At 64.8% G+C, this 18,436-nt stretch carries 17 protein-coding genes; 5 read left to right on the top strand and 12 right to left on the bottom strand.

Going from position 1 to position 18,436, the window contains the following annotated elements; all coding sequences use genetic code 11:
• Window positions 1-2 precede the first annotated feature (2 nt).
• Both CDO44_RS10470 and CDO44_RS10465 read right to left on the bottom strand, forming a co-directional pair.
• Window positions 3-905 (bottom strand): hypothetical protein, encoded by a 903-nt coding sequence (locus CDO44_RS10470; RefSeq protein WP_144389502.1) that lies wholly within the window; start codon window positions 903-905, stop codon window positions 3-5.
• Window positions 893-2,608 (bottom strand): hypothetical protein, encoded by a 1,716-nt coding sequence (locus tag CDO44_RS10465; protein ID WP_144389501.1) that lies wholly within the window; start codon window positions 2,606-2,608, stop codon window positions 893-895. The genes CDO44_RS10470 and CDO44_RS10465 overlap by 13 nt, the downstream gene beginning before the upstream one ends.
• Before the next feature lie 3 nt (window positions 2,609-2,611).
• Here CDO44_RS10465 and CDO44_RS27420 point away from each other — a divergent pair, with 3 nt between their 5' ends.
• On the top strand, window positions 2,612-3,136 hold the full coding sequence (locus CDO44_RS27420; protein ID WP_144389500.1) for a hypothetical protein: 525 nt from the start codon (window positions 2,612-2,614) through the stop codon (window positions 3,134-3,136).
• 208 nt (window positions 3,137-3,344) lie between these two features.
• Here the strand turns inward: CDO44_RS27420 and CDO44_RS10460 are convergent, their stop codons facing one another.
• From CDO44_RS10460 to CDO44_RS10425, 8 genes are all read right to left on the bottom strand, one after another.
• Window positions 3,345-3,926 (bottom strand): MarR family winged helix-turn-helix transcriptional regulator, encoded by a 582-nt coding sequence (locus CDO44_RS10460; protein WP_087780180.1) that lies wholly within the window; start codon window positions 3,924-3,926, stop codon window positions 3,345-3,347.
• A gap of 180 nt (window positions 3,927-4,106) precedes the next feature.
• Complete coding sequence (locus CDO44_RS10455) at window positions 4,107-5,171, bottom strand: porin (RefSeq protein WP_087780179.1); 1,065 nt, start codon at window positions 5,169-5,171, stop codon at window positions 4,107-4,109.
• Between the two features lie 77 nt (window positions 5,172-5,248).
• Complete coding sequence (locus CDO44_RS10450) at window positions 5,249-6,145, bottom strand: LysR family transcriptional regulator (protein WP_158213254.1); 897 nt, start codon at window positions 6,143-6,145, stop codon at window positions 5,249-5,251.
• A 47-nt stretch (window positions 6,146-6,192) separates the two neighbouring features.
• Complete coding sequence (locus tag CDO44_RS10445) at window positions 6,193-7,392, bottom strand: Gfo/Idh/MocA family protein (RefSeq protein ID WP_087780177.1); 1,200 nt, start codon at window positions 7,390-7,392, stop codon at window positions 6,193-6,195.
• A 3-nt stretch (window positions 7,393-7,395) separates the two neighbouring features.
• Window positions 7,396-8,652 carry an aromatic ring-hydroxylating dioxygenase subunit alpha gene (locus tag CDO44_RS10440; protein ID WP_087780176.1) on the bottom strand — a complete coding sequence of 419 codons (1,257 nt, stop codon included), beginning with the start codon at window positions 8,650-8,652 and terminating at the stop codon, window positions 7,396-7,398.
• Between the two features lie 14 nt (window positions 8,653-8,666).
• Window positions 8,667-9,494, bottom strand: a complete 828-nt coding sequence (locus CDO44_RS10435) for an alpha/beta fold hydrolase (protein ID WP_087780175.1) — start codon at window positions 9,492-9,494, stop codon at window positions 8,667-8,669.
• Window positions 9,495-9,505: 11 nt separating this feature from the next.
• Window positions 9,506-10,573 carry an extradiol ring-cleavage dioxygenase gene (locus CDO44_RS10430; RefSeq protein ID WP_087780174.1) on the bottom strand — a complete coding sequence of 356 codons (1,068 nt, stop codon included), beginning with the start codon at window positions 10,571-10,573 and terminating at the stop codon, window positions 9,506-9,508.
• Window positions 10,574-10,597: 24 nt separating this feature from the next.
• Window positions 10,598-11,590: an ABC transporter substrate-binding protein gene (locus tag CDO44_RS10425; RefSeq protein WP_198951339.1), complete on the bottom strand. Its 993-nt coding sequence runs from the start codon at window positions 11,588-11,590 to the stop codon at window positions 10,598-10,600.
• A gap of 213 nt (window positions 11,591-11,803) precedes the next feature.
• Between CDO44_RS10425 and CDO44_RS10420 the strand changes: the two genes are divergently transcribed.
• Complete coding sequence (locus tag CDO44_RS10420; protein WP_087780173.1) at window positions 11,804-12,793, top strand: tripartite tricarboxylate transporter substrate binding protein; 990 nt, start codon at window positions 11,804-11,806, stop codon at window positions 12,791-12,793.
• 213 nt (window positions 12,794-13,006) lie between these two features.
• Window positions 13,007-14,437 (top strand): MFS transporter, encoded by a 1,431-nt coding sequence (locus CDO44_RS10415; protein WP_087780172.1) that lies wholly within the window; start codon window positions 13,007-13,009, stop codon window positions 14,435-14,437.
• Between the two features lie 6 nt (window positions 14,438-14,443).
• On the opposite strand, the gene CDO44_RS10410 is transcribed toward CDO44_RS10415, so the two are convergent.
• Together CDO44_RS10410 and CDO44_RS10405 are read right to left on the bottom strand one after the other, a co-directional pair.
• Window positions 14,444-15,019 carry a FecR domain-containing protein gene (locus tag CDO44_RS10410; protein ID WP_087780171.1) on the bottom strand — a complete coding sequence of 192 codons (576 nt, stop codon included), beginning with the start codon at window positions 15,017-15,019 and terminating at the stop codon, window positions 14,444-14,446.
• Window positions 15,020-15,108: 89 nt separating this feature from the next.
• On the bottom strand, window positions 15,109-16,011 hold the full coding sequence (locus CDO44_RS10405) for a LysR substrate-binding domain-containing protein (RefSeq protein ID WP_233146125.1): 903 nt from the start codon (window positions 16,009-16,011) through the stop codon (window positions 15,109-15,111).
• A gap of 92 nt (window positions 16,012-16,103) precedes the next feature.
• Between CDO44_RS10405 and CDO44_RS10400 the strand changes: the two genes are divergently transcribed.
• Window positions 16,104-17,363 carry an MFS transporter gene (locus CDO44_RS10400; RefSeq protein ID WP_087780170.1) on the top strand — a complete coding sequence of 420 codons (1,260 nt, stop codon included), beginning with the start codon at window positions 16,104-16,106 and terminating at the stop codon, window positions 17,361-17,363.
• Between the two features lie 210 nt (window positions 17,364-17,573).
• Window positions 17,574-18,413 (top strand): universal stress protein, encoded by an 840-nt coding sequence (locus CDO44_RS10395; RefSeq protein ID WP_087780169.1) that lies wholly within the window; start codon window positions 17,574-17,576, stop codon window positions 18,411-18,413.
• The last annotated feature ends 23 nt before the right edge of the window (window positions 18,414-18,436 follow it).

Below are 18,436 nucleotides of genomic sequence, written 5' to 3'. Positions count from 1 at the left end.
GGTCAGCGGCAGCGGCGCACCAATTCTTCGAATCGTTCGGGCGCATCGATCGCCAGGTCGGATCCCGCCGGGCTGTCGAGGATCGAGCAGTCTACCGACGCCTCGGGCCGCCGTGGCGCCGGCGCGCTCTTGATGGGACGGGGAGCAGGATCCTGCGTGATGCGGCCGACCTCCGCTATCAGCTTGTCCTGGCTTGCCAGGGTATCGTGCATGATGCGCCGCAGCTGATCGAAAGCCTGTTCCTGGATCGCGCTGATGAGAGGATTGGCGGCATAGAGGCCGCGGTTGCCCGCCGTCGCGTCGAAAATATAGTCGTATAGCTGCTGCGTCTGCGTGAGTCCACGCTCGCTGAGTTGCCCCCCGCGGTCGAAAAGGGAGGACACGATCGACCGGTCGAGCCAGCGCGCAAGCTCCGTTTTGACGAACACCCGGGGATCGTCGACCAGCCTTCGCGCCGCCTCCAGCGTGCCGTACGCATGCCGCGCCTCGTCCTCCATCTGCTTGAGCTTGAGCGCCGCCTCGCGGGCCTGCCCCTGCTCGCGCTCCCGCGATCGAGCCTGCTCCACGCAAACCCGGGCGTCATCGTTGGCCCTGAGGAGCGAGCAATGCTGTTCCGCCTGACCGCAATGAGGCCAGGCACGGGTGCCCATGATTACTTGGCGCCTGGTCGTCGAGCACTCCGGTCCGACGGCAATGCGGGGCGGCGTGGAAGACATGCACGCCGAAGACTGCGCATAATAGGCTTGCAGTGCCGCGTACGTCGCCTGCAGATAAGCCTGGCACGCCGCCACGGTCGGGACATCGGGCCTCGCGGGGAGGGGCTGGCTCCAAGCCGGGCCTCCCAGGAACGCCAGCAGGCCCGCGGCGCACGCTGCCAATACGCCTGGCTGCTTCATCGCGGCCATGTCCCGGCTCGCAGGTGGCACTGCATCGCCGCCGCCATCGCACGGGTAGCGATGGCTCCCATTTTCTCGGCAATGGCGGCACAGAGCGAGCCGTTTCGAATGCCCGAGCAGTCGCTGACGCGCAGCTGGCCGCTATTGACCTGCTGGGCGAACGTCTCGTCGGTGATCCCCGCTGCGTCGACGGCGGAGGCCGTGGCGAGCGCATCCCGCGCAACGTCGTCATGCTGGCGCGCCTGGGCCAGCGAGGCGTCGATGCCGCGTTGCGGCGAGAATCCCTGTGCTCCCACGGCCCGCATCGTTTCGCGGACGTCCGCGGACAGGATCTGATTCCTCACGTTTCGCAGCTCGGCGCCCGGCAGCGCATTGGCGTCGGGAAAACGGGAACGCAGATGCGCCAGCGTCACCGGGCAACTCCCTCCGGACGTTTCCGCGGCAACCGGGACGCTTCCCGGTGACGCCGGAGCTTTCGGCTGGGAAGCGAATTTCGCAGCGGCCGTCCTGATAGCCTCATTCTGCCTGCCTATGGCTGCTTCGCGCTCTCGCACGCGCGTGTCGAACTCGAGCAGATCCGTCGACATGATCGCCGCGAGCCGGTCGACGGGATAGGAAGCAGGGGAAGCATTCGCGGCCCGCATCGCGGCAGTGATTTGTTCGCTCCTGACGAGGGTTGCCGATGGCGCTGCATAGGAGGCGCCGGATGCGCGCAGTCGCTCGGCATTTTCGTCGCTGCCGTCCACATGCATGGCGAATCTGGAGGTACGCGCATCTTCTCCGGGCACCAGCCATTTCTGGAAGGTACGCTGCCGCAGATCGACGGCATAGGCGCCGACCTGCTGGACAGCCGCGTGCCGCACCGTCACCTCGGCATACTCGTAGTTTTCGTAGATCTTCTCCGTTTTGGTGGCCCGGGCAGCGTTGGCCTCTCGCCTGGCGGTCTCCATATCGTCGCGTGCCATGTTCACCGCCATTTCGCTGCCGGCCGCCCCGATCACCGCCAAGGCCGAGGCGAAACCCGAGCTGTTGCGCATCAGTTGCTGGCTCTGCATCCTCGCGTTGTCGGCATCGCGCTGGACTTGCTGATAGACCCGCTCCGCCTCTCGGGCCTGTTCTTGAAGCCGGTCATACTCCGGATTGCGGACCTCCCTGGTGCCCGTTACGCGGCGGCTTTTTGCAGATTTGACATCCAGGTGTTCCGCTTCATGGACCTTGATGGGAGTAGGCGCAAGAACCAAGGCATGGGAGGCGCCGCCTCGAGCCAGCGCGTCGAGTTCGGACGGCAAGGCCGCAGCGGTGACCGGGCGTATCTCGCGTCCCAGCCTGGACCACGAGGGCGCCGCGCTGTCCGCACCAAGGACCAGAACGGTGAAGGGCGGCTGCGCGCCGGGCACCGCCCGCTCCACCTCCGGCCAAATCGCCAAGGTCTGGGCAGGGGAGAGCGGGGTGTTCCAACCTCGCTGCTCGGCCACCCCCCTCGCCGCGGCATCCGCGAGCTGCGCCAGCAACGCCGGATCGGCCTGCCCCCCGGCCAGGTCTTGGAAGACTCCATAGAGCTTGTCCGCAGGTATGTTGCGCCAGTCCATCCGCGTCCCGGCCAGGGCGCCACGCAGCACGGCCGCGCGTTGCGTGGTCGAAAGGGCCAGCGGATAGGCGGAAAAGAACGGGGAGTCGGCCGTGGTGTGCGGATAGTCCGCATAGGCTTGCATGGCATGTCCGTCATAGGCCTTGGCCAGCGTCTCCAGCCGGCCCCCCAGCTCCTTGCTTTCCGGGCTGCGGAATCCGGGGCGATCGACCAGTACGCGTGCCGGCCGGCCCTCCAGCGCCTGCCGCGCATCCGCAATGGCCCGCCGTGCCTCGGGCCATCGGGCAACAGGCAAAGGAGGATCCAGGCTTTCGAGCTTCGAAAGCGAGCCTTGCAGGGCGGCAGCCGAGCGCGCATTGAAACCGGCGGCGAGCGCCTGGAGCGGTTCCCGGTACTTGGGATCGGCATCCAGGGGGGCCTGATGGGCCACATAGTAGTCATGGGCGGCATCCCAATCCTTATCGCGCACGGCCTGCAGGAACTTGGCATGGGGATCGAAAAGGCTGCCGAAGAACTGATTGGCGCCGGCGCCCAGATCCATCGGCATCTGGGCGCAGCCAGCCAGGGAAAGCGCTGCGACAACGAGGGCCAGCGGACGGCTGTTCCGGACAACGGCGTAGGCAAACATGGCGGTGCATCCCGGGCGGCGTGAGGGTCATGCAATTCTAGGAAGGCACGCTTTTGCCCGGCATACCAAAAATTGGTGATGCGAACCGATGCGGTCCATGCTACGCCGCATCTAATTTACGCATAATGTATATTATGTAAAGTAATGGGCAGGAGCAGCCGAGCGTATGTGCGGATCGCGGCCCGGTCCGCCTTCCCTGCGAACCGTCTCCGGCTTCTCTTCGAGGAAAGACTCAGGCCGCCTGCGAAGCCCTCTTGGCGCGCGAAGCTCCCTTCTTGGACTCGACCAGCCGGATCGAGTGCACCATGCGCTCGAGCAAAGCGACCAGGGTTTCGCGGTCTTCGATGTCGAGATGGGACATGATCTCTTCCAGATACGCCCAGTGTCCCGGCAGGATGTTCTTCAGGAATTTTTCCCCCTGCGGGGAGATGGACACCAGCAGCGAACGGGAGTCGGTCGCATTCAATTCCTGGCGCACCAAACCTTTGTCGCGCAGCACGCGCACGATGCCTGACAGATTGGTGCGCCGGACGGCCATCATCGTCGCCAACTGATGCATGGCCAGCGGCTGGCCTACACGATGCAGCACGGTCAGTACGTTGAACTGCGCGCAATTGAGTCCGGTCGGCGCCAGCTCCGCGGTCTGGTTCCGGTCCAGCACAGCCGCGGCGCGGTACGTGGCCAGCAACACCAACAGTGCCGAGGGATCGATGTTTCCGGCCTCGAGCGCGCTCAGTTCGGCCTGCTTGCGGAGTCTGACGGGTAGATGCGCCGAATTCGGCGCATCGTCTCTGAGTATGTTCTGGCTGGTCATGGTGAAAACAAGCGGAAATGGTCCATTACCAGAGACGGGGATGCACGGGCACGGCAGCCGGCTCCGGCGCGCCGCGCGGCAAGATCACTTCGGCGCTGCGCGGCGAGGATTCAACCATACCATGAATGGTTTGGGGGAATCCCCTATTCTCTCAAGACCAAGCACTCCCTCCTCCGGCCTTCAGAACATGTGATTAAGGCCCAGGCCAAACTGCTTACGATCACGATCAACATTAGCGTTGAAATCACGATATGAGCCGAATGCCGCGAATGCATGGAAAGATGTGCGCTTCGTCAATTTGTACACGTAGCCGATGGCATAGACGTCCATTTTCTGGGACGTAAGCTTCTGATAACCGCCCATCACGGCTCCATTTCCCACCGGCACAGTCACGCCAATGGAATAAGCATTGTCGTCATTGCGAGTCGTACTTACCCAGCCGGAGTCGTAAAGCGAACCGAGTGCAGTCGAGCTATATGCTGAACCCGCATTGCTCAGGGCATTCTTGATCCTGTTGTAGCCCACATGCGCTTTGATTACACCGAAATCATAGGAGCCCGCGGCGAGATAAGTGCTCGGATTGCGCTGAGTACCCGGAGTTCGCGTAGTCATATAGTGCAATATGGCAGAAACCGGTCCTGCCTCATAGCGCACGGCAACGTCACCCAGCCGGGTGTTGTTGTTGCTGCCGGGCACCTCCGCTCCATTAATGTTGAGACTGTATCCCCCAGCCATGGTAAAACCGGCCAGCTTGGGTGATTCGTAATAAATGGCATTATCAACGCGGCCGCCCCCATATTCGGTATCATCAAATGAAAACGTTGTGGTCACAGAGCCAATACCATAGGACAGACCAAATGGGCTGGCTATAAGTGCCGCCCATCGTTGCCCAAGATTCGTCGTGCGGCCGATTCTTACCGCGCCGAGATTCTTCGACTGCAGCCCAAGGTATGCGTCGCGGCCAAATAGGCGTCCGCCGTTGCCTTGTGTGCCCGTGTCAGGATTAAACCCGTTCTCCAAAACGAATAACGCGGCAAGATCACTGTTCAACTGCTCACGGCCGCGGATGCCGAAGCGAGAAGGCGCATAAATGCCATTTTCGATCCCGGTCCGGCTGGCAAAACCGTCGACTTTGCTGTAAACCAGACCCGTATCGACAATGCCGTAGAGCGTCACGGAGCTTTGCGCCTGGACGCCTCCCGTCAGCAGCGCTCCCAGATACAGAAGCAGTGAGACTTTTTTCATATTTCTTCCCCGAGGATAGGTTGTTGTGGGTTTCAACTCTATACATCACCCTATACCTTTGGGGTATAAATCCTGCCTCAGGAATTGATCGTTATCCCTACCTCGAATTTCTTTCGAATAAAATCACGCAGGCTCGCTACCGCCGGCGAGCGGTCATGCTTTCTATAATTGATGAAAACCTGAACCGACATCCTCGCGCCCGGAATGCTTCTATAAACCACGCCTTCTATCGGCAAACCGGAGAACGACTCGGGAACCAGTGTGAATCCGATGCCTTTACCAGCCATTTGCAGTGCTTCCCTGACATTGCGAGCATGGAGATGAACCACTGGCTGTCGTTTGGCGAAGCACACTGCGATACGTTCGTCGTATCGCAAGAGATCCTCTCTTGAATAAAGAATCAGCGGTGTTTCGCGAAAAATGCGCAAACCGATAAATGCATCGTCCACTCCCGGATGACACGCCGATGCCGCGATGAGAAGCGGTTCTTCCAGGAGTAATTCGGAAGCAATGACGTCATCCTGAACGGATTGGCAAGAAAAACCAATATGAATTTCCCTCGTTCGCAATCCCTCCAACTGCAATGCGACGGAGTCCTGAAAAACAGTTTTTACTGCGGCCTCCATGGTTTGGGCGCCAAAAATCTGAACGAATCCTGCAATCTGATCGTACAAAGAGCACGTGGCGATACCCACATCGATACACCGCCCGCCGCCTGCTATCTGCCGAGTGGTCTTCACGACAGAATCCGTCGTGCGCAAGATGCCGGTCATCCGCTCTTTGAAGAAATGCCCGGCATCGGTTAATCGGAGGTTTCTGGTGGTGCGATCCAATAGCCGCACGCCCAACTCTTCCTCGAGCCTCTGGATCTGCCGACTCAGGGGAGGTTGTGCAATAGCGAGTTTCCGAGATGCCCTGGTGAAACTCAGTTCCTCAGCAACAACGAGAAAGTAGCGCAGCTGACGAAGTTCCAACACGCACTCCTGAAGTTTGCTTTATCCGAGAAGTGGGTTCTGCCTGGTCATGGAGAGAACGAGCGGAAATGCTCCATTACCAGCGAGGGAGGAAGCACGGGCACGGCCGGCTCCGGCGCATCGCGCGGCAGGATCACTTCGGCGCTGCGCAGCGAGGATTCGACCATGGCATCACAAAATGCCAGATTGGCCTTACCCCATTGCGGCCCATGCACAGGCGGGCGGCCGTCGATCGCCGCGAGCAGTTCGTCGAGCACGGCATGCCGGCCCAGCGGCAGGCCTGCCACCGGTAGAGTCAGGCACGCATCGTCGCCATAGACGCGCACCCCTTCGGGGTCGATGCGCAAGTCGGCGCCCTCGCAGCTGGCGATCAGGATGCCGAAGAACGCGGGATGGCGGCCGGGAGTCAGGCGCGCCATTTGCGCCGCCAGCCCGGCGCGGTGCTTGTCATCGGCTCCATACAATGAGCGTCTGGCGAGCGCATAGCCGGCGGGCGCCGGACTGCCGTTCTCCCCTATTCCGAAGCTCAGTTCGGTGGCTGGAAAATGGTCGTAGCCGCTGTAGAACAGTGACACCGCCACATTGTCCGGAAACGTCGCGAACGCGGTATAGCTGCCGTCGCCAGGGCGGCGGCGGTCCCAGTCTCCGATCACGGCCCGGATGGATGCCGGGCTGTCGCCCGCCAGGTAGCGCACCATGTCGGCGTGGTGCACGCCCTGGCGGAACACGACGCCGCCGCCGGCTGCACGGTCGAACTCCTCCGGCAGCCGGCCGCGGTACATCCAATCGGTGTAGTTCCAGGCATTGATGGCCTTGAGTGCGCCGTAGCGGCCCGACACGATGGCGGCCCGCATCAATTGGATCGCAGGCTCGAAACTATGGGAATGGCCGACCACCAGTTGGCGGCCGTAGCGCCGCGCGGCGGCGATCATCGCATCGGCCTCGTCCGGCGTCAGGCACATCGGTTTTTCCACGATGACATGCAGGCCGGCGCGCATCGCTTGTATCGCGTGCTCCGCATGCCAGCGGGTAGGCGTCGCGATGAAGACGGCATCGATGCCGCTCTCGAACAGCTCTTGCGCGTGCCGGTAGCGGGCCGCGCGCAGGCCGTCCGGCAGGGCCGCCTGGGGGCGTATGTCGCAGACCGCCGCCAGGCGCGCATGCGGGTGGCTGGCCAGATATGGCAACATGGCGAGCCCGCCCGGCCCGAGCCCCAGGACGCCGACGTCGAGTGCAGCGGCGGTCATGGCTCAGGCCTCGGCCGCCGGCGGCGCGGCGCTGCTCTCGGCTTGCGAGAACAGGGCTTGCACTTCGTGCCGGATCGGCGAATAACGCACCGCCTGGTGGGCGAACAATTCGTCGCGAAAGCGTGCGCCCGAGCCGTACTTGTTCTGCTCCATCGGCAGCGTGATACACGCATTGGCGGATTCGTCGCGCACCGTGCCCAGCGGATCGAGGCCCTGCTCGACTCGCGCCAACTGCTCTTGCAGCATGCGGCGCAGCAGCACCACACCCACGTCCGACGCGCCCAGGGTTTCCTGGCTGCGGTCGGCAATGGTGCCCTGCCCGGCCCAGGCCGCGATGTCCTGGCCATCGACGAAATCCACATTGCGATTGCCGGCGGCATCGAACAGCGGCACCTCGTACTTGGGAATCGTGGCCTGGCGCGCGAACGGGATGCCGGGCCGGTAGGCGGTGTACCAGATGTGCCAGGTGTGGGTGTCATCGATCGGCACTCTTATCTGGAATTGATCCATGCCGCCTCCCCCCACCCGCAGGATGATCGGAAAGACCAGCGGGTGCCCCACTTTCCAGTCCTCGTCCTCTTCGGACTGCCCTTCCAGCACGCGGCGCTTGATGATGCCGTACTCGAAGCGGTCGAAACCCACCTTCAGATGGCGTTTGGCCAGCACCTGCACCGGCTCGGCGCCCTTCGCCTCAAGCGCGTTGTGGACGTTCATGAAGCGGCCGTGCAGCCATTCCACATGATGCGGATCGACCGAATTCTCCATGGCCTGCAGCCAGTTGAAATCCAGTACGCATTCGCCGATGTCGCGCAGCGCGTCGTCCCAGACGAACAGATCGAAGCGCGGCAGCAGCGGCGCCGGCTGCGGCCCCATGTAGGCCCATACCAACCCGCCCAGTTCCTGGGCCGGATAACTCTTGATCTGCACGCGCGAATTCAAGCGGGGTTCGGCAGGCTGCTCCACGCAGCGGCCGTCGACCGCGAACATCCAGCCGTGGTAGCCGCAGCGTATGCCTTCGTCCTCGCACACGCCCACCAGTAGATCCGCGCGCCGGTGCTTGCACTGGCGGTCCACGATGCCCACCTTGCCCTGCCCGGTGCGGAACACGATCAGGTCCTCGCCGAGCAGGCGCCGCGCCACCGGACGCGCGCCGACGTCGGCCGCGACCGCGATCGGCAGCCAGTACCGGCGCAACAGATTTCCCATGGGCGTACCCGGGCCGACCCGGGTCAGGCGTTCGTTCTCTTCCGTCGTCAACATGTCGATTCTCCTCGTCAGGTATTCGATTGCAAAAAGGCCGAGACCTGCTGGCGGAATGCCTGCCCGCGTTCCATCTGGGTCCAATGGCCGCATCGTCCCAACACGACCAGGTCGGCGTTGGGCATGGTTCGCACCATGTGCAGGCTCGTCGCTTCGAGCGGGATGATCCGGTCCTGGGCGCCATGGATCAGCAGCGTCGGCGTGTGGATCTGCGCCAACTGCGCGTCGGTGAGCGCCATCGCATCGACGTGGCGCTGGCGCGGCGCGGCAAACGCCGCGTGGTAGCGCTCCAGCACGCCCGGCACCAGGCTGGCCTCGTAGCGCAGGCGGATCAGGTCGTCGCTGACCAGGCCGCGGTCGAATGCGAACATGTCCATCAACTGGCGCATTTCATCGATGCTGGCTTGATAGCCCCATACCCGGTCCAGGGTATCGGTGATCGGAAACCGCGTCCCCACCGGTCCCATCAGCACCATGCGCCGGATCCGCTGCGGCGCCTTGGCCGCCAGGCCCAGCGCGACCGCCCCGCCCATCGAATTGCCCACCATCGAGAAGCGCTCCAGGTCGAGCGCGCTCATGAACCGCAGCATATGGTCGACCCGCGCCTCGTGGGTGTAGCAAAAGCTATCGGCAACGGTGGTGGCGCCGAATCCGACCACATCGGGAGCGATGATGCGAAAGTCGTTCGCCAGTTCCGATGCGAGCGTCGATTGCCAGTTGGCGCGCGCCGATACGCCGGGCCCCGAACCGTGGATGAGCAGCAGAGGCGGCCCGTCGCCCGTCTCCAGATAGTTGGTGACGTAGCCGTCGTGGCGGATATGCCGTTCCTGAATCGTGTGCATGGATGCCTCCGTCAAACCGGTCCGTACTGCACGAACACCTTGTTGGAATTGAACACGTCGGTACGTATCATTTCCGCCCATTGCACCTGCATGTCCAACTCGCGCATCGCGCCCAGCAGCGCGAACCAGTTCAGCAGTTCGTGCTGGCCGCTGGCTTCTATCTGCGCCAGGCTGGTGTTCTCCCAGGCGGCGTAGTCGTGTTCGAGCATCGCCCGGTACAAGCGCGTATCGGCGGGCGTGTCGGGTTTCAGCCGCCAGGTCCTGTCGCACAGGAAGGCGTGCGACCAGCTCGACGAGGCGACCAGGGCAATGCGGTGCGGACTGTCCCTGAGCACCCGCGCGACCGCAGCACCCATCTGCATGAAGCGCCACGGCGGCGGCGAAGGCGGATCCGGCGGCGCGTCGTGGCTGAAGCGCGTCAGGAAGCCGCGCGCCGAGACCACCCGCCTGCCGTAGCAATTGAGCGGCATCATGATCACGGGGTGATCGAAGCCGCGCCGGTGGTAGTCCAGGTACAGCGCGGCGTTGACGAACGCATGGCCGGCGCTCGCATGGTGCAGCGGCTTGTAGGCGTAGGCGACGTCGATGCCCGCCTCCAGCAGCCCGGTCGCTAGATGCTTGGCCACATCGGGCCGGCCGCGCAGCATGAAACGCTGGTCGGGGCCCTCGTTCCAGACGTTCCTGCGCCCTTCCATCGCCGCCGACTCGTGGGCGTGGCGCCATGGAAACACCTCGAGGTCCGGATAGATGCAGACCGTCCACGGCGGAATCAGGTCTTCCTTGAAGTTCTCGTACTGATCGTCGCCCCAGATCAGCACGGCATCGGGTTGGAAGTCGTCGAGCACGGCGCGGGCCCGGTCGAAATTGCGCACCAGGTGCCGCCGGTGCTCCGCCGCCGCGGCCGCGCCGCGGTCGTTCGACCATTCGCCGCGCATGGCGGGGGTCCAGTTCGCCGGATCCTTCTCGTGCGCGGGAATGTCGGGATCCTCCATCGTCCAGGCCAGTATGTCGGCCATGTTGGCGTCGGGCACGCACAGCATCGGGTAGTGGGAAAGTCCCAATCCAAGTATCTCAGCCATGGATACGTCTCCTGAAAGCGGTACCTAGACCTTGGCCGAGGTCAAAGTGGTGGGGAAGAACAGATCTTCCGGGGCGAGCGGCTTGCTGGTGAACCCCTGCTGGTGCGCATAGCGGCACAGCGCTTCCAGCGTGGGCCGGTTCTCTTCCACGCCATAGACGAAGGGATCGCCGAAGCGGGCGCGCTCTTCCTCCGCATAGCTCGCTTCCCAGATCAGGCTGGTGCTGCAAACCGCGCTGTCGATCAGTTGGCCGGCGGCCGGACGGCGCGCGGCCTCGAACGCGGCGCGCAGGTTGTTGGCCAGCCACGGATATTCCTGCAGCAGCGATTTGCGCACGATGACCACGTGCATGATGGGGAAGATGCCGGTGGATTCGTAATAGCGGCCTTCTTCCTGGCGGTAGTCGGGGAACAGCCGGCGGATGCCGGGATGCCCCTCGATGAACGCGGCCGGCGGCCGCGCGGTGATGAGGGCGTCGATCTGCCCGTCCAGCAGGGCCTGCTGCAAGGTCTGACCGGGTTCGAGAGCCTGTACCGCTATGCCCTGGGGCGGTTGCACACGCGACTTCTCCTGCCGGCCGGCATGTTGCAGGCCGCCTGTACGCCAACGTATGCTAGCCAGGTCCACACCGTAGTATTCCGAGAGTATGCCGCGTGCCCACAAAGAACCGGTCTGGCTCCACTCGGGCGTTCCCACCGATGTTCCCGCCAATCGAGCGGCCGTATCGATGCCGCTGCCGGCTCGTACGTAGATCGCGCTATGGCGGAACACCCGCGACGGAAAGACCGGAATCGCCGTGTACGCCCAGGCCGGATCCTCCACCGAAGCCAGATAGGCACCGAACGAGTACTCGGCGGCATCGAACTCGTGGTACTTCCCCTGGCGCCAGAACAAGTCCTCGATCGGCAGCGGCAGATAGCTAAGATCGATGCCCACGGGCCTGACCTCACCCGTATGGAGCGCTGTCGTGCGGTCGTAGAGGCCACCCCCGTAAGTAATGGGCACATCGCGATTCATATTCGTCTCCTGTATTCGACGGCACACACGTCCGTTCAAGCGTTGGACCGCGTCGGCCCGGTCGCACCGGTCACGCGGTTTTCCAATAATATAGTAAAAATTATGAATAATTCAATTATTGACTTATATGCGCAGCCGGAATACGCTCGCTTCGCGGCTTGAGCCGCGTCCGTTCCTATCAATCGAGGCAGCCATAGCCTTGGAGGAGACCCCATGAAACTCGTCAAAACGCTTGTCCACGCGGCTGCCTGGGCCGCCTGCTGGGTGGGTTCAACCGTCCCGGCCATCGCGGCCGAACCCGCATGGCCCAACAATCCCGTCAAGATCGTCGTGCCCTATCCGCCTGGCACCAGTGGCGATCTGATTGCCCGACGCCTGGCGCCCGCCATGAGTCAGACCCTGGGTACGCCTGTGATCGTGGAAAACAGAGGCGGGGCCAGCGGCAACATCGCAATGGCGGCAGTCGCCCATGCGTCGCCCGATGGCTACACGCTGATCATTGGAAGCGACATCCAGTTTTCGGTCGCGCCATCGCTCTACACGAAGCTGCCATTCGATGTGGAGAAGGACTTCGAGGCTATCGGCCCGGCCGCGAAACTGGAGTTGGCGCTGATGGCCTACCCCGGATTGCCGGCGAACAATCTGCGCGAGTTGGTCGAATTGGCCAAATCCAAACCGGGGCAAGTACGCTTTGCATCCACCGGCATCGGCAGTACCCATCAATTGTTCATCGAATTGTTGAAGATGCGCGCAGGTATCGATCTGCTGCACGTGCCCTACACAGGCACCGGGCCCGCCACGCCCAACCTCATCAGCGGAGAAGTCCAGGTCATGCTGTTCGGCATCCCCCAGGCGCTGACGCTGTCGAGCAGCGGACGGCTCAAACCTTTGGCAGTGGGCGCGCTGACGCGGGTGCCGCTGATGCCCGATGTGCCAACCATTTCGGAATCGGGTTTTCCAGATTTCGAAGCGAGCAACATCTGGGGGCTGTGGGCGCCGGCCCGGACCCCGCCGCGGGTGGTTGCCAAACTGCGTGCGGCGGTGGATCAGGCCATCAATGATCCCGAGGTGCACAGTTGGTACCAAGCCAACGGACTCACCCCCATCCAGGGTGGCGTGGGGGCCATGCTGGAGCGGGTGCGGGCCGATCGCGCCAAGTGGGCCGCGGTCATCAAGCAGAACAACATCCAGGCCGCTGAGTAGCGGTCGCCGGAGCCGGACAGTGCCGGCCGCGCCATCCGGCGCCCGGCGCGGCACGATGCCGGTGTACCCTTGGAGGATGTTGTCGGCGTCCTTGCCTTCCAGGCGGTCGAGCGTCGCGCTGTATGGGAAGGTGTCAGGATTCCGGACGCTCGAGGAATGTCGCTTGCTGAGGCATGGAGCGTACGCGATGACGATGGAAAGGCTGGAGCCGCCATGATGCAGACCGACCTGCCGAATCGCCTCGACAGGCTGCCCTGGTCGCCCTGGCACACGCGCGTGGCCGTCGCGCTGGGCGTCGCATGGATCCTGGATGGGCTGGAGGTCACGCTCGTCGGCAGCGTGGGCGGCGTCCTGGAACGGGGCGACACACTGGCCCTGAGCGCCGCGCAGATCGGCTGGTCCGGTTCTCTCTACATCGCCGGCGCCGTGCTGGGCGCCCTGGGGTTCGGCAGGATGACCGACCGGCTCGGACGGCGGCGGCTGTTCCTGATCACCCTGGCCATCTACATGGCCGGCAGCCTGGCCACGGCCTTCGCGCCCGGCTTCGCCTTTTTCGCCGCCTGCCGCTTCGCGACGGGCCTGGGCATAGGCGGCGAATATGCCGCCATCAACTCCGCGATCGACGAATTGATTCCCGCCCGTCTGCGCGGCCGGGTCAACCTGGCCATCAACGGCAGCTTCTGGCTGGGTGCGGCGCTCGGCGCGGGCTTGAGCCTCTTGGTGCTGGACCCGCGCGTGTTCGGCCCCGTATGGGGATGGCGCGCGGCCTTCCTTGCCGGCGGCGCGATGGCCGTGGCGATCCTGCTGGTGCGCCGGCACGTGCCCGAAAGTCCTCGCTGGCTCGTGGCGCACGGCCGGATCGATGAGGCCCGCCGCATCGTGCTGGCCATCGAGGCCGAAGTCGAGCGCCGCCACGGCAAGCTGCCCCCTGTCTCGGGCGAGATACCCGCCGCCGGCCAGGCTCCCTCGCTGGCGCAAGTCGCGCGCGTCCTGCTGCACCGCTATCGGCGCCGCAGCGCCGTCGCCCTGGCGTTAATGGTGTCGCAGGCGTTTTTCTACAACGCCATATTCTTCACGTATTCGCTGGTTCTGACGCGATTCCACGGCGTACCGGAGGGACATGTCGGCCTCTATGTGTTCCCGTTCGCGCTCGCCAACGTGCTCGGCCCCCTTCTGCTGGGACCGCTGTTCGACCGCATCGGGCGCCGTCGGATGATCGCGTTCACCTACGTGTCGGCCGGCCTCGGGCTGGCCCTGACCGGCTGGGCGTTCATGCAGGGGTGGCTGGATGCCCGCTCGCAGGCGTGGTGCTGGTCGGCCGTATTCTTCCTGGCATCGGCCGCTGCCAGTTCGGCCTACCTGACGGTCAGCGAAATCTTTCCGCTCGAAATGCGGGCCATCGCGATCGCGGTGTTCTATGCGGTCGGCACGGGCCTGGGAGGATTCGCGGGCCCTGCCCTGTTCGGCGGATTGATCGGTACCGGCAGCCATGCCGCCGTGGCGGCCGGCTATGCCGTGGCGGCGGCATTGATGGCCGGAGCCGGGTGGTTCGCATTGCGCCTGGGCGTGGACGCCGAGCGCAAGCCGCTGGAAGAAATCGCGCCTCCGCTGGAGGCCGATATGCGGGAACCGCCTAGGCGGTGAAGCGCACTAGCGCCCGGGGGCGCCTTCGACGCGCGTCACGCTGTGCGTGCGGGCGCGCATGTCCACCGTCAGGATGTCGCCTGCCTGCAATTCGACGAACTCGCGCGGGCCTGCCGTGACAGTGCGGACCTTCAACTGGCCTTCTTTTACCGTCACCCGCAGTTGCTCGGGAGTCGTCGCCACGCTGAAGGCGATGTCGGGGGCCGCGATACGGGTGCCGTCGATGACGACCTCATTCACGCCGGACTGCACGGTAAAGGCCGCGCGATATTGCCAACGCACGAGAAACGCCGCTTCGCCTTGCACGAGATTCACGTGCCGCCGCCGGGGATAGTACGCCACGGACAAGGCCGTGTCGGGCGCCGCATCGATGCGCGAGCCGTCGGGCAGCGCCAGGTTCCGCCCTTCGCCCGCGGTGCGGATCCGTTCCACGAGTTGCGGCGAGCTGTCGCGCATGATCCAGCTGACGGTCAGCGTGCCCACGAGGGCCAGTGCGACTGCCAGGCCGAGCCAGAGCAGCCATTTGCGCCAGGCCGCCGCGGGCCTGGAGGGAGAACGGGACGGAAAGCGAGGCTCGGACATGGAAACGATGAAGGGAAATGGCGGGGCGGCAATCGACGATTATAAGGAGCGGTAAAAATCGGTGCCCGCGGACGCTGGCGGCAAGCGGATCAGCTTTCGTCGGGTTGCCGCGCCAGTTGCCAGAAGGCGGCCCCGGTGGCGGAGGCCTCCTCCCGGCGGAAGGCCAGCCAAAGTTTGGACGCGGCTTCGGGTTCGCGCAGCGCGCGGATCACCACGCCGGCCACATCCAGCCGGCGCACCGATGCGGGAAGAATGGACACGCCCAGCCTGGCGGCGACCAGGCCGGCGATGGTCATGACTTCGCGCGCCTCTTGCGCGATGCGAGGCGCGTAGCCGGCCGACCGGCAAAGGTTGAGGACGTGGTTGTAGACGCCCGTACCGGCGCCCGGCGTGAAGAAGACGAAAGGCTCGTCGGCCAGTGCCGCCACGCCGAGCGCGCCGCCGGACGAGGCCAGGCGATGCTCGCGCGGCAACACCGCCACCAGGGGATCGGAAACCAGCGGCTGGGCCTCGAGCTCGCCGGGCAAGGCGCCGCTCGCCGGCAGGCGCATGAAACCCACGTCGGTGCGCTTGTCCACCAGGGACTGGATCTGCTGCTGGCTGGTCTGCTCGGTCAACTGCACGGCCACCGCGGGGTACCGCCCGCGAAACCGCGACAGCAGGTTGGGCAATGCGCCGGTCAGCACCGCGCTCTCGGTGAAGCCTACCCGCAGCGTACCCATTTCGCCCCGCCCTGCCAGCGCGGCGATCGAGGCGGCGCGCTCGGCCTGGACAAGGAGCGCTCGCGCTTCGGGCAAGAAGAGCCGTCCTGCCTCCGTCAAGGCTACTTGGCGCTTGTTGCGGTCGAGCAGGCGCACGCCCAGGTCCTGCTCCAGGGCCTGCAGTTGCTGGCTCAGCGGCGGTTGCGACATGCCCAGGCGCTGCGCGGCCCGGCCGAAGTGCAGCTCTTCGGCCACCGCCACGAAGTAGCGGACCCGCCTCAGGTCTATCATAGCGATTCGATATCAAAATGCACTTTTTGAATATTGGACGATATCAGACAAAAAGCCTAGAGTTAACCCGTAGATCGTCCCTCCGCCACATCATGTCTTCCCTCCCCTCCGTTCGAGAACCGCTGGCCAGCGGGGATAGCCTCTCCGCGCAGCCGCCTGCCGCCCCGCTTCACATCGAACGCGGCACCTCCGCGTTCTGGCGCGCCGTCGTCGCGCTGTTCGCATCCGGGTTCTCGACCTTCTCTTTGCTCTACTTCGTGCAGCCGCTGCTGCCGCTGTTTTCCCATGACTTCGGCCTTTCTCCGGCCGCCAGCAGCCTGGCGCTGTCGCTGACCACCGCGCTCCTGGCCGCGTCCATGCTGCTGGCCAGCGCGATGTCCGAGCGACTGGGGCGCCGCACGCTCATGATCGCCTCGCTGCTCAGTTCGGCCGCGCTGACCACGGCCATGGCCCTGTTTCCGGAGTGGCCGGCCCTGCTTTTCATGCGCGCGCTCATGGGCATCACCCTGAGCGGCCTGCCCGCGGTCGCCATGGCCTACGTCGGCGAGGAAATCGAGCCGCGCGCGGCGGGACTCGCCATGGGACTCTATATCGGCGGATCCGCCATAGGAGGCATGTCCGGCCGCCTGCTGGCCGGGGTTATCGCCGACGGGCACGGCTGGCGTGTCGCGGCGCTGGTCATCGGCCTGATCGGTTTCGCCGGCGCCGCGCTGTTCTGGAAGACGCTTCCCCCGTCCCGCAATTTCCACCCGCGCAGCCTGGACTTGCGCAGCGTGCTGGCCGGCTTCCGTTCGCATCTGGGCAATGCGGTCATGCTGCGCCTGTTCGCCCAGGGATTCCTGCTGATGGGTGGATTCGTCGCCGTCTACAACTACGTCGGCTTTCGCTTGCTGGCGCCGCCCTTCTCGCTGGGCCACGCCGTGGTGGGAATGGTTTCCGTGGTGTATCTCGCCGGCATCTTCAGTTCCGCCTGGATGGGCGACCTGGCGGCCCGCCATGGGCACGGGCGGGTCATGACCGCGGGCGTGCTGCTGCAACTGGCCGGCTCGCTGCTCACGCTTTCCGAAAACCTGTGGCTGCTCGTGGCGGGCATGGCGGTGCTGACCTTCGGTTTCTTCGGCGCACATTCCATCTGCAGTTCCTGGGTCGCGCGCGCCGCCCGGCATGGCCGCGCCCAGGCCTCCTCGCTCTACCTCTTCGGCTACTACTGCGGTTCGAGCCTGATCGGCGCCGGCGGGGGCTACGCGCTGGCGGATGCCGGCTGGACCGGTTTCATCGGACTGGTCGCGATCCTGCTCGTGCTGGCAGCGGCCAATGCCTTCCTGTTGACCAGGCGCGCATCGGCGGTCTAGGGGCGCACACAGGCACTAGGAACTGGTTACGATCTCCCGCCCGCGTTCCCTTTTCTTTTTCGTCTTTTCATTCCAGACTACCTGTAGCCGCCCACCTTCGCCCGCGCCCGCGGGCATGTCGAACGTCCGCGCCGCGGACTTGAGCCAGATCAACGCCCGCGCATTGCGGCGCGGCTAGGATTTGAGCATCCAACACGACAGGAGGCGCATATGCTGGGACGCATCGCGGTTCACCTGGATCAGGATCGAGGCTGCAAGCGGCGCGTGCGCGCCGCGGCGCAGCTGGCGGCCGAGCACGACGCCGAACTGGTCGGCGTTCATGCCAGCTTCCGGCGGCCGCCGCCCTATCTCTACGAAGGTTTCTTCGTCACCGACGACATCAACCAGATGCTGCGACGGCGGCAGGCCGAGGAGCGTACGCAAAGCGAAGCGTTGCTGCGAGAGATCGCCGGCGAGACCGGCGTGGCGGCGCAGTGGCGTACCGGGGACGGCAGGCCCGAGGACATCCTGTGCGAGCATGCCCGCTATTGCGACGTCCTCGTCATGGGCCAGCCCGACGACAGCGAGCCCGGGCCGGCGCAATTGCCTGCGCAGGCGGCCTCGGTTCTGCTCGGTGCCGGCCGCCCGGTGCTGATGCTGCCGTCGGTGGGCGAGATCGGCTCCATCGGCCGGCGAGTGCTGTTCTGCTGGGACGAGCGTCGCGAAGCGGCCCGCGCGCTGGCCGATGCGGGGCCCATGCTGCAGGAAGCGTCCGAACTGTTCGTGCTGCGGGTGGATCCCCCGGCAGAGCCCGGCGACGCGGCGCGAGCCAGGCATGCCGACCTGCTGGCCTACTGCGCGGGCCGCCAGTATCCGATTCCACAGGAAACCACGCGCGACAGCGCCGGCGTCGGGATCGGCAATTGCATCCTGAATACCGCGGCCGACAACGCCTGCGATCTGATCGTAATGGGCGCCTACGGCCACAGCCGCCTCCAGCAGGCGGTATTGGGCGGCACCACCCGGACCATGCTGGAGAGCATGACCGTGCCTGTCCTGTTTTCCCATTGAGCCCGGCCCGATCGTCGCCGGGC

Source organism: Pigmentiphaga sp. NML080357 (genome assembly GCF_002188465.1).
Lineage (GTDB): Bacteria > Pseudomonadota > Gammaproteobacteria > Burkholderiales > Burkholderiaceae_B > Pigmentiphaga.
The sequence above is the reverse complement of the archived record's forward strand: the minus strand, read 5'-3'. Positions and strand labels throughout refer to the sequence as shown.

Coding starts and splice junctions, on each gene's coding strand:
- CDO44_RS10460 (WP_087780180.1), bottom strand. CDS start 3,926: ATGACCAGCCAGAACATACTCAGAGACGATGCGCCGAATTCGGCGCAT.
- CDO44_RS10410 (WP_087780171.1), bottom strand. CDS start 15,019: ATGTCCGAGCCTCGCTTTCCGTCCCGTTCTCCCTCCAGGCCCGCGGCG.
- CDO44_RS10415 (WP_087780172.1), top strand. CDS start 13,007: ATGATGCAGACCGACCTGCCGAATCGCCTCGACAGGCTGCCCTGGTCG.
- CDO44_RS10465 (WP_144389501.1), bottom strand. CDS start 2,608: ATGCAAGCCTATGCGGACTATCCGCACACCACGGCCGACTCCCCGTTC.
- CDO44_RS10435 (WP_087780175.1), bottom strand. CDS start 9,494: ATGCACACGATTCAGGAACGGCATATCCGCCACGACGGCTACGTCACC.
- CDO44_RS10425 (WP_198951339.1), bottom strand. CDS start 11,590: ATGAATCGCGATGTGCCCATTACTTACGGGGGTGGCCTCTACGACCGC.
- CDO44_RS10430 (WP_087780174.1), bottom strand. CDS start 10,573: ATGGCTGAGATACTTGGATTGGGACTTTCCCACTACCCGATGCTGTGC.
- CDO44_RS10470 (WP_144389502.1), bottom strand. CDS start 905: ATGGCCGCGATGAAGCAGCCAGGCGTATTGGCAGCGTGCGCCGCGGGC.
- CDO44_RS10395 (WP_087780169.1), top strand. CDS start 17,574: ATGCTGGGACGCATCGCGGTTCACCTGGATCAGGATCGAGGCTGCAAG.
- CDO44_RS10405 (WP_233146125.1), bottom strand. CDS start 16,011: ATGATAGACCTGAGGCGGGTCCGCTACTTCGTGGCGGTGGCCGAAGAG.
- CDO44_RS10420 (WP_087780173.1), top strand. CDS start 11,804: ATGAAACTCGTCAAAACGCTTGTCCACGCGGCTGCCTGGGCCGCCTGC.
- CDO44_RS10440 (WP_087780176.1), bottom strand. CDS start 8,652: ATGTTGACGACGGAAGAGAACGAACGCCTGACCCGGGTCGGCCCGGGT.
- CDO44_RS10400 (WP_087780170.1), top strand. CDS start 16,104: ATGTCTTCCCTCCCCTCCGTTCGAGAACCGCTGGCCAGCGGGGATAGC.
- CDO44_RS27420 (WP_144389500.1), top strand. CDS start 2,612: ATGTCCGTCATAGGCCTTGGCCAGCGTCTCCAGCCGGCCCCCCAGCTC.
- CDO44_RS10445 (WP_087780177.1), bottom strand. CDS start 7,392: ATGACCGCCGCTGCACTCGACGTCGGCGTCCTGGGGCTCGGGCCGGGC.
- CDO44_RS10455 (WP_087780179.1), bottom strand. CDS start 5,171: ATGAAAAAAGTCTCACTGCTTCTGTATCTGGGAGCGCTGCTGACGGGA.